General features: G+C 65.9%; 8 protein-coding genes. 7 read left to right on the top strand and 1 reads right to left on the bottom strand.

Annotated elements, in window-relative coordinates:
* The first annotated feature begins 69 nt into the window (after positions 1 to 69).
* The gene (locus tag NON00_RS23020; RefSeq protein WP_256025124.1) at positions 70 to 462 is read left to right on the top strand and encodes a tripartite tricarboxylate transporter substrate-binding protein; all 393 of its coding nucleotides are present in this window, start codon (positions 70 to 72) and stop codon (positions 460 to 462) included.
* 184 nt (positions 463 to 646) lie between these two features.
* Here NON00_RS23020 and NON00_RS23015 read toward each other — a convergent pair whose 3' ends face one another.
* Entirely contained in the window at positions 647 to 1636 is a 990-nt protein-coding gene (locus NON00_RS23015) for a LacI family DNA-binding transcriptional regulator (protein ID WP_256025123.1), read from the bottom strand.
* 202 nt (positions 1637 to 1838) lie between these two features.
* Here NON00_RS23015 and NON00_RS23010 point away from each other — a divergent pair, with 202 nt between their 5' ends.
* The 6 genes from NON00_RS23010 (at position 1839) to NON00_RS22985 (ending at position 9262) form a co-directional block, all read left to right on the top strand.
* Positions 1839 to 3416: an ABC transporter substrate-binding protein gene (locus NON00_RS23010; RefSeq protein ID WP_256025121.1), complete on the top strand. Its 1578-nt coding sequence runs from the start codon at positions 1839 to 1841 to the stop codon at positions 3414 to 3416.
* A gap of 119 nt (positions 3417 to 3535) precedes the next feature.
* Positions 3536 to 5113, top strand: coding sequence for an ABC transporter substrate-binding protein (locus NON00_RS23005; protein WP_256025120.1), 1578 nt, complete (start codon positions 3536 to 3538; stop codon positions 5111 to 5113).
* A 40-nt stretch (positions 5114 to 5153) separates the two neighbouring features.
* Positions 5154 to 5945: a sugar phosphate isomerase/epimerase gene (locus NON00_RS23000; RefSeq protein WP_256025118.1), complete on the top strand. Its 792-nt coding sequence runs from the start codon at positions 5154 to 5156 to the stop codon at positions 5943 to 5945.
* 4 nt (positions 5946 to 5949) lie between these two features.
* Complete coding sequence (locus tag NON00_RS22995) at positions 5950 to 7089, top strand: Gfo/Idh/MocA family protein (RefSeq protein WP_256025117.1); 1140 nt, start codon at positions 5950 to 5952, stop codon at positions 7087 to 7089.
* Positions 7086 to 8144: a sugar phosphate isomerase/epimerase gene (locus tag NON00_RS22990; protein WP_256025126.1), complete on the top strand. Its 1059-nt coding sequence runs from the start codon at positions 7086 to 7088 to the stop codon at positions 8142 to 8144. Before NON00_RS22995 ends, NON00_RS22990 begins: the two co-directional genes overlap by 4 nt.
* A complete protein-coding gene (locus tag NON00_RS22985) occupies positions 8141 to 9262 on the top strand; it encodes a Gfo/Idh/MocA family protein (RefSeq protein ID WP_256025116.1) in 1122 nt (373 codons plus the stop codon). Before NON00_RS22990 ends, NON00_RS22985 begins: the two co-directional genes overlap by 4 nt.
* The last annotated feature ends 269 nt before the right edge of the window (positions 9263 to 9531 follow it).

The following is a 9531-nucleotide window of genomic DNA, read 5'->3' as shown; positions in this document are numbered from 1 at the left end:
AGCTCAGCCCTGACCGGCAGCGGCGAATGCCGCCCACCACCTAACCTCGGCATCCGTGGCCTTGGCCGTATGGATACGACTGACGCGCAGGCTGGCACGGTTGACATGCTGGCCACCACCTGGGCGACGCTACGCGACAGCGGGCTGCGCCTGCTGGCCGTGGCAGCCGATGCGCGCGACCCGAGCCTTGGCGATGTGCCGACCCTGACGGAACTCGGCTGCCCCGTGGATGGGCGTGGTTTTGGTGGCCTCTGGGCGCCGGCAGGCCTACAGCCCGCGCTGGCCCAGCGCCTGGAAGCCGCCTGCCTGCAGGCCACGAACTCCGACACCTACCGCAGCGTCATGAGCAATGCGGCACAGGTCGTGGCACCGCTGGATGCGCGGCGCTTCGGCGAACGGCTGAAGGCCGAGGAGCAGGAGGCCCACGCGCTTCTCGCCCAGCTTGGTCTGATCGTGCAGTGAGCCGGCGCCGTAAGGTGAAACGCACCAACTTTGCCAGAGGCCTATTGTCCTGATTCACGCCGCGGGCGCAGGGGCCCCGAATTGAGCAGAGGATTGGCCCTCGGCGGGAGGGAGAGGGCCGATCGGCTCGCGGCGCCCGCTCAGGGCAGGGTAAGCCCGCATCTCAGGCAAGCCCTGGGATGGGTCAGGATGGCGGGGCGGTGCTGGCGCGCAGGATCATCTGCGTCGGGAGGCAGAGGTTGCGGACGACAGCCTCGCCCGCGAGCAGGGCCAGCAGCATCCGCGCCGCTTCCCGGCCCAGATCCTGGCGCGGCTGCCGGATGGTGGTCAGGCCCGGGTGAACGGCCCGGGCGACATCGATATCGTCGAACCCAACCACCGACATGCCCGCCGGCACCGGGATGCCCCTCTCCCGCGCCGCCTTGATGGCCCCGATGGCGATCTCGTCATTGGCGCAGACCACCGCCGTCGGTGGCGCCTGGCGGGCAAGCAGGCGGGACATCCCTTCCTCGCCGGCCTGGATGGTGAAGGCCCCGCCGCCCACCATGCCACGCGGCACCGGCAGCCCGGCCTCCCGCATCGCCGCGTGAAAGCCGGCCAGCCGCTGCACGGTCAGCCCATTGCCGGCGGGGCCGGCAAGATGCGCGATGCGCCGGTGGCCGAGGCCGATGAGATGCGCCGTCGCCTCGCGCATCGCGGCGGCATTGTCGATTGTGACGCTGGGAATGCCCTGCCCTGCGATCTCCTCGGAGACAGCGACAATCCGCCCCTTCGCCTGCGGCTCGTCCCGCAGGGAATCCGGGCAATGGCCTGTCAGCAGGATGAGGCCCTCTGTCTTCCCCCCGGTCAGCATGGAGCGGGCCAGCACATCCTCGCGCGCGTGATCATCCCCCGTATTGGCGACCAGCATGCCGAAGCCCGCCTCCTGCAACGCCTCCTCGATGCCCAGCAGGACATGGGCGAAGAAGGGGTTGGCGATGCTCGGCACCATGACCAGGACGAGGCCGCTGCGCTGAAGCCGCAGGCCGCGGGCCACCTGATTGACCACATACCCCGTCTGCCGCACCGCCGAGGCCACGCGCTCCTTGTTCTCCTGCGAGACCAGGGAAGAGCCGGCCATGGCACGGCTGACCGTCGCGACAGAGACACCGGCAAGCCGGGCGATATCTGCCATCGTGGGCCTGGCAGAGGCGTGCGACGGGGTCGGTACTGGGCGTTTCATGGCGCTTTTCTCCCCCAGCTCCAGGCCGGAGGCAATCGGAGCTCCGTTCGGGAGCCGGTTTGACAAGAACTGTAATCGATTGCAGATTGGCCTCATACCGCGCCTGATGGCCCGCAGCCGCGGGATCATCCCGCCCGATGGAGGCATGACAGTGATGAAGCGACGCCACTTCCTGCTCACGGCCGGCGCGGGCCTCGCGGCCCCGGCCCTCGCCCTGGCGCAGAACAGCCGCGTGCTGCGCTTCATCCCCGATACCGACCTCGCGGTGATCGACCCGTTGCAGTCGACCACCTTCAGCACGCGTAACCATGCTTACATGGTCTATGACACGCTCTATGGCATGAATGCCGGCTTCCGGGCCGAGCCGCAGATGCTGGAGGGTCATCGTGTCGAGGATGACGGCCGGCGCTGGATTCTGACTCTGCGCGAAGGCCTGCTGTTCCATGACGGCAGCAGGGTTCTGGCGCGGGACTGCGTCGCCTCCATCCGCCGCTGGGCCGCGCGCGAGGGGTTCGGCGCCACGCTGCTCGCGCTGACCGATGAGCTTTCCGCGCTGGATGACCGGCGCCTGCAGTTCCGCCTGCGGCGCCCCTTCCCCATGCTGCCGGAGGTGCTGGCCAAGACCGGTGGCCCCGCCTGCGTGATGATGCCCGAGCGCCTGGCCCTGACCGACCCGATGAAGCCGGTCCCGGAGATCATCGGCTCCGGCCCTTTCCGTTTCCTCGCCGGGGAGCGCCTGGCCGGCGTGCGCAATGCCTATGCGCGGTTCGAGGGCTATCAGCCGCGTGAGGATGGCTCGGCCGAGTGGACCGCCGGGCCCAAGATCGTCCGCTTCGACCGCGTGGAGTGGACCACCCTGCCCGACCCCGCGACCGCGGCCGCGGCCCTGGCGACGGGCGAACAGGACTGGATGGCCGTCGCACCACCGGACCTGATCCCCATGATGCGCCGCAACGCCCGGCTGCGGGTCTCGGTGCAGGATCAGACCGGGCTGATGGGCATCATGCGGCCCAACCACCTGCATCCGCCCTTCAACAACCCCGCCATCCGCCGCGCGCTGCTCAAGGCGCTCGACCAGGTGGATTTCATGCAGGCCACGGTGGGCACGGAGCCGTCGATGTACCGCACGGGCATCGGTTATTTCTGCCCGCAGGGCCCGATGGCGACGGCGGCCGGCATGGAGGTGCTGACCGCCCCCCGCGACCTGGAAGGCGCGAAGCGCGACATCATCGCGGCGGGCTACAAAGGGGAAAAGGTGGTGGTCATGACGCCATCCGACCTGCCTTCGCTCAACGCGCTCAACCTCGTCGCCGCCGATCTCCTGCAACGCCTGGGCTTCAATGTGGAGTTGGTGGCCACCGACTGGGCCACCATGGCGCAGCGCCGCAACAACAAGAACCCGCCCGACAAAGGCGGCTGGAGCCTGTTCTGCTCCAGCACATCGGGCACCGACCTGCTCACGCCGGCGACCATCGCCTATATGCGCGGCAATGGGGAAGACGGGCTGTTCGGCTGGCCGACAAGCCCACGCATCGAAGCACTGCGCACGGCCTGGATGGAAGCGCCCGACCTCGCCCGCCAGCAGGCGCTCTGCGCGGAGTTGCAGCAGCAATGCCTGATCGACCTGCCTTATTACCCGCTGGGCCAGAGCATGGGCGCCACGGCCTGCCGCGCCGATCTGTCCGGCATGGTCGCGGGCTTCCCCATCTTCTGGGGCCTGCGCCGGGCCTGAGTCCGGCGGGCTGGTGACTCGCGCGGCTGAAATCGATTGACAGCGATATGAAATCGATTTCAATTCTTCCCATAATGACCGCCCGGCACAGCCGGCGGCACCTTTGGGAGGAACAAGAGATGTTGCGACGCCAGTTCCTGGCGGCCGCGGGCATGTCCCTGGCCGCACCGCGTCTTGTCCAGGCGCAGAACCGCCGTGTGCTGCGCTTCGTGCCCGAAAGCGATCTTGTCGCGATCGACCCGCTGCAGACGACCAACTACCCCACGCGCAACCACGCGCAGATGGTCTACGACACCCTCTATGGCATGAACGCGCAGTTCCGCGCCGAGCCGCAGATGGTTGAAGGCCATGTGGTGGAGGACGAAGGCCGCCGCTGGACGCTCACGCTACGCGAAGGGCTGATGTTCCATGACGGCAGCAAGGTGCTCGCGCGGGACTGCGTGGCCTCCATCAAGCGATGGTGGGCGCGCGAGGCGTTCGGCATGACGCTTGCCGCCGTGACGGAGGAACTGGCCGCGCTTGATGACCGGCGCCTGCGGTTCCGCCTGAAGCAGCCCTTCCCGCTCCTGCCGGAAGTGCTGGCAAAGACCGGCGGCCCCACCTGCGCCATGATGCCCGAGCGCCTGGCAAAAACCGACCCGATGGTTTCGCTGACCGAGATCGTCGGTTCGGGCCCCTTCCGCTACCTCGCGGGTGAGCGGCTTCAGGGCGTCTTCAATGCCTATGCGAAGTTCGAGGGCTATAAGCCGCGCGAGGGCGGCTCCTCCGGCTGGACCTCGGGGCCCAAAATCGTACACTTCGACCGCGTGGAGTGGCACACGATCCCCGATACCGCCACCGCGGTCGCGGCCCTACAGACCGGCGAACAGGACTGGCTTTCCGCCGCCCCCACCGACATGCTGCCCCTCATGCGGCGGGACCGCAGGCTGCGGGTGCTGGTCAATGATCCCACGGGCTTCATGGGCATCATGCGGCCCAACCATCTGCAGCCGCCCTTCGACAATCCGGCCATCCGCCGCGCGCTGCTGAAGGCGCTCAGCCAGACGGATTTCGCCCATGCCGTCGTCGGTACCGATCCGGAACTCTACCGCACGGGGGTCGGCTATTTCTGCCCGCAGAGCCCGATGGCGAGCGATGCCGGGCTGGATATCCTCAAGGGCCCGCGCGACATCGAAGGCGCGAAGCGCGATATCATCGCCGCCGGCTATAAGGGCGAGAAGGTTCTTGTCATGGCGCCGGCCGACGCGCCCACCATCCACCCGCTGGCCCTCATCGCAGCCGACCTGCTGCAGAAGCTCGGCATGAATGTCGATCTGGTCAGCCTGGACCTCGCGACCATGGTCCAGCGCCGCAACAACAAGAATCCGCCGGACAAGGGGGGCTGGAATCTCTTCTGCTCAGCGGCCTCGGGTTCGGACCTCCTCACCCCCGCGACCATCAACTACATGCGCGCCGATGGCGAAACCGGCTTCTATGGCTGGCCGAAGAGCGAACGCATCGAGCAACTCCGTGCCGCATGGTTCGAGGCCCCCGACGTGGCGAAGCAGCAGGCCATCTGCGCCGAGATGCAGCGGCAGGCACTGATTGATCTGCCCTATTACCCACTGGCGCAGACCATGATCGCGACGGCGCACAGCGCCAGCCTCACCGGCCTGAATCCTGGCTTCCCCACCTTCTGGGGCATCCGCCGGGCATGACGGCTCCCTCCCCTCCTCCCTCTCAACCGGATTATCGCTGATGCAGGATATCGACCAGCTTTCCGTCCAGCTCTACACGCTGCGCGCGCTGGGCAGTGTGGACGCCGTGCTGGATGCGGCGCGGGAGGCAGGCTACCGCAAGGTGGAACTGATCGGCTCTCATCTGGATGCGGCGGAGAGCGTGGCACCTCTGCTCGCGGCACGCGGCCTTTCGCCCAGTTCCGCGCATGTGAGCATGGCGGCGCTGCGAGAGAAGCCTGAAGCCATCCTGCGTGCCTGCGCGACACTGGGCTGTGACACGCTGTTCATGCCGTCCACTCCCCCCGAACTGCGCGCGAGCCCCGAGCCTTTCTGGTCCGCGCTGGGCGAGGAACTGGCCGAGATCGCAGAGACATTCGCCAGGGAAGGCGTTTCTCTTGGCTATCACAACCACGACTGGGAACTGAGGACGCAGCCCAGCGGCCGCAGCGCCCTCGATGCCTTCTTCGCCGCCGCCGCAGGCAGCCCGCTGACCTGGCAGGTCGATGTGGCATGGCTGGCGCGTGGTCGGGCGGATCCGTGTGACCTGATGCGGCGCTACCAGAGCCATGTCCGCGCCATCCATGTAAAGGATCTCGCGGGCCCGCCAGAGACGCTCCCCCGCCCCTATAGCGGCGCCGGTGGCGAGGATGGCTGGGCAGCGGTGGGTGCCGGCGTGCTCGGCTGGGAAAGCCTGTTGCCGTTCTGCCGTGAGTTGGGCGCGACCCTCTTCGTCGTCGAGCATGACAGCCCCGTCGATGCTGCGGCGAGCATCACCCAGAGCCGTGACTTCCTGGCCAAGCTGAAAGCCTGATCCCATGCGCGACGTCACCATCGGTATCATCGGCTGCGGCAATATCAGTGCCGCCTATCTGCGGGGCGCGGCCGCCTCGAGGTTAGTGCGCGTCAAATCGGTCGCCGATCTGAGGCCGGAGGCGTCGCAGGCGCGGGCGGCGGAATTCGCCGTTGAAGCCACGAGCATCGACAGGCTCCTCGCGGATCCAGAGATCGAGGTGGTTCTGAACCTTACCGTACCGCAGGCACATGTTCCCGTCGGGCTCGACGTGCTTTCCGCCGGCAAGCATCTCTATGCGGAGAAGCCTCTGGGCACGACGGTCGCAGGGGGACGGCAGTTGCTGGCTAAGGCCGAGGCCGCGGGGCTGCGCATCGGCTGCGCGCCGGACACCTTCATGGGGGGCGGTCATCAGGCCTGCCGCCGCGCGATCGATACGGGGCTGATCGGCACGCCGGTCGCAGGCCATGCCGCGATCCAGACGCGCGGGATGGAACACTGGCACCCGGATCCGACCTTCTTCTTCAAGCCTGGTGGCGGCCCCGTTCTCGACATGGGGCCTTACTACGTCACGCAACTTGTCAATATGCTCGGCCCGGTGAAGAGCGTTATGGCCCAGGGTAGCTCCGGCTATGCGGCACGCGTGATCGGCAGCGGCGCGAAAGCAGGTCAGGAGATCACCGTCGAGGTCCCCACGACGGTCAATGCCATTCTGCTCTTCGAGAGCGGCGCGAATATCACCCTGTCGCACTCCTGGGATGTCTGGGCGCATCGCCGGCTTCCCTTCGAAATCTATGGAACCGAAGGCAGCCTTCTCGTGCCTGACCCGAACTATTTTGGCGGAACACCGGAATTCACCCGCCGCAATGGAGCCTGGGAGCCGCTGGACATCACCGCACAGCCTTTCGGTGCCAACAACATGCAGCACCCGCTGACGGGTATCGCGCTTGCGAATTATCGTATCATCGGCCTGCTGGACATGGCCGCGGGCATTGCACTCGGCCGGCCACACCGGGCCAGCGGCACCCTGGCATTGCATGTGCTGGAGGTGCTGGAAGCGATCGGCCTTGCAGCGGTCGAACAGCGCGCGGTGATGATCGAGAGTCGATGCGACCGGCCAACCCCCGTACCTCAGGGGCAGGATGAGACGGTGCTATGGCAATGAGAACGCTCAAAGGGCCCGGGATTTTCCTGGCTCAGTTTATCGGCGACACGCCACCCTTCGACAGCCTTGATGGTATCGCCGCCTGGGTGGCTTCTCTGGGCTACCGAGGCGTGCAGTTGCCGACGCTGGATCCACGCTTCCTCGATCTTTCGCTTGCTGCCGAAAGCCAGGATTACTGCGACGAGATCAAGGGCCGCCTTGCGGCGTATGGCCTCGAGATCACCGAGTTGTCCACGCATATCCAGGGCCAGCTTGTTGCCGTGCATCCCGCCTATGACGCGCTGTTCGATGGCTTCGCGCCCTTGCCCCTGCGCGGCAATCCCTCTGCGCGCCAGGCCTGGGCCGTGGAGGAGATGCGCAAAGCCGCCATCGCCTCGCGCCGCCTCGGCCTCTCGGCGCATGCGAGCTTCTCCGGCGCACTGGCGTGGCCCTATGTCTATCCCTGGCCGCAGCGGCCGGCGGGCCTGATCGACACCGCCTTCACCGAGCTTGCCGCGCGCTGGCGCCCTCTCCTCGATGCATTCGATACCGAGGGTGTCGATCTCTGCTATGAGTTGCACCCTGGCGAGGATCTGCATGATGGCGTGAGCTTCGAACGCTTCCTGGAAAGCGTCGGCCACCATCCGCGCTGCAAGATCCTCTATGACCCCAGCCATTTCGTTCTGCAGCAGCTCGACTATCTTGGCTTCATCGAAACCTATGCCGAGCGCATTGCTGCCTTCCATGTGAAGGATGCGGAGTTCAATCCTTCTTCCCGACAAGGTGTCTATGGCGGTTATAGCGGTTGGCCGGAACGCGCAGGCCGCTTCCGGTCGCTCGGCGATGGTCAGGTGGATTTCCGGTCCATTTTCTCGAAGCTTGCCAGAATTGGCTTTTCTGGATGGGCTGTTCTGGAATGGGAATGCGCCCTGAAGGATGCGGAGACCGGAGCGCGGGAGGGGGCCGAATTCATCAGGCACCATATCATCCCGGTTACGAATGCGGCATTCGATGATTTTGCGGCAACTCAGACCGATCAATCTACGATCGATACCATGCTGGGACTCCGTCGGTGAGCCGGCGCTTCAGGCTTGGTATGGTCGGTGGTGGCCAGGGTGCTTTCATCGGTGCAGTCCACCGCATGGCTGCGCGGCTCGACGGACGGTTTGATCTGGTGGCTGGCGCGCTCTCCTCGACACCGGCGCGGGCGCAGGCGAGTGGCCGCGAACTTGGTCTTACCGCCGATCGCTGCTACAGTGATTTCGCGGCCATGGCCAGGATGGAAGCCTCACGCGAGGATGGCATCGACCTCGTCGCCATCGTGACACCCAATCACACACACCATGCGATTGCGAAAGCCTTCCTCGAATCTGGCATAGCCGTTCTTTGCGAGAAGCCGATGGTCGCCAGCCTGGAAGAGGCACAGGATCTCGCCGCCCTGGTGGCGCAGCGATCCCTGCCCTTCTGCACCGCTTACACTTACACCGGATACCAGATGGTACGGCAGGCGCGAGCCATGGTTGCCGCCGGTGAACTCGGTGAGATCCGCAGCGTGCATGTGGAATATGCGCAGGACTGGCTGGCCCGCCCGGTTGAGCATGAGGGTAATGCCCAGGCGGCCTGGCGGACGGATCCGGTTCGCAGTGGCGGAGCAGGAGCCTTGGGCGATATCGGCACTCATGCTTTCAACCTTGCAGAATACGTCAGCGGTCTCCGCTGTGAGCGGCTTGCCGCCTCGCTGGCAAGCATGGTTCCAGGTCGCCTGGTCGATGATGATGCCGAGGTGTTGCTGCGCTTCACCGGCGGTGCGCGGGGGATGCTCTGGGCCAGCCAGATCGCCACCGGCCATGGCAATGCGCTGCGCCTTCGGGTCATAGGCAGCAAGGCTGCATTGGACTGGGCACAGGAAAACCCCGAGCAGCTTCGCTTCACGCCCCTCGGCGAGGCATCGCGGCTGATGGTGCGTGCGGGCCCTGGCACGGCACCGCACCATGGTGGCCGTACGCCGGCCGGGCATCCAGAAGGTTACCTGGAAGCTTTTGCCCAACTCTATCGCGACATGGCGGAATGGCTCGACACCGGCAGCAGGCCGCATAACCTCACAGGGATCAAGGCCGGCCTGCGTGGCATGGCCTTTATCGATGCGGCCCTGCGCTCCAGCCGCGCTGGATCGGAATGGGTTGAACCGCGTTAGGTTTGCCGGTGGTCAGTTGGCTTAAGTCCAGCCTCGAGTGGGGTTGGAGTTGCCCCGGCTTCATGAGCGCGCCGAGGCTTGAGACGGAGGCCGGTATTGTCGCGCTTTTATGGATACGGTCACACATCAGAGCAGAATTCATAAATACAAACAAAAAATATGATTAATTATGCCACATCATCTCATCTTTGGACTAAGGCCTGTTAGAGCTTGAATGCTGTTCCCATGTTCTGGGCATGGTGGAGAGCAGCGACAATCAGGTTTTCACG

Source organism: Roseomonas sp. GC11, assembly GCF_024437745.1.
Taxonomy (GTDB): domain Bacteria; phylum Pseudomonadota; class Alphaproteobacteria; order Acetobacterales; family Acetobacteraceae; genus Pseudoroseomonas.
The sequence above is the reverse complement of the archived record's forward strand: the minus strand, read 5'-3'. Positions and strand labels throughout refer to the sequence as shown.

Excerpts from the sequence above, each read along its gene's own strand:
- NON00_RS23005 (WP_256025120.1), top strand. The coding sequence starts at position 3,536 with ATGTTGCGACGCCAGTTCCTGGCGGCCGCGGGCATGTCCCTGGCCGCA.
- NON00_RS23015 (WP_256025123.1), bottom strand. The coding sequence starts at position 1,636 with ATGGCAGATATCGCCCGGCTTGCCGGTGTCTCTGTCGCGACGGTCAGC.
- NON00_RS22990 (WP_256025126.1), top strand. The coding sequence starts at position 7,086 with ATGAGAACGCTCAAAGGGCCCGGGATTTTCCTGGCTCAGTTTATCGGC.
- NON00_RS23010 (WP_256025121.1), top strand. The coding sequence starts at position 1,839 with ATGAAGCGACGCCACTTCCTGCTCACGGCCGGCGCGGGCCTCGCGGCC.
- NON00_RS23000 (WP_256025118.1), top strand. The coding sequence starts at position 5,154 with ATGCAGGATATCGACCAGCTTTCCGTCCAGCTCTACACGCTGCGCGCG.
- NON00_RS22995 (WP_256025117.1), top strand. The coding sequence starts at position 5,950 with ATGCGCGACGTCACCATCGGTATCATCGGCTGCGGCAATATCAGTGCC.
- NON00_RS23020 (WP_256025124.1), top strand. The coding sequence starts at position 70 with ATGGATACGACTGACGCGCAGGCTGGCACGGTTGACATGCTGGCCACC.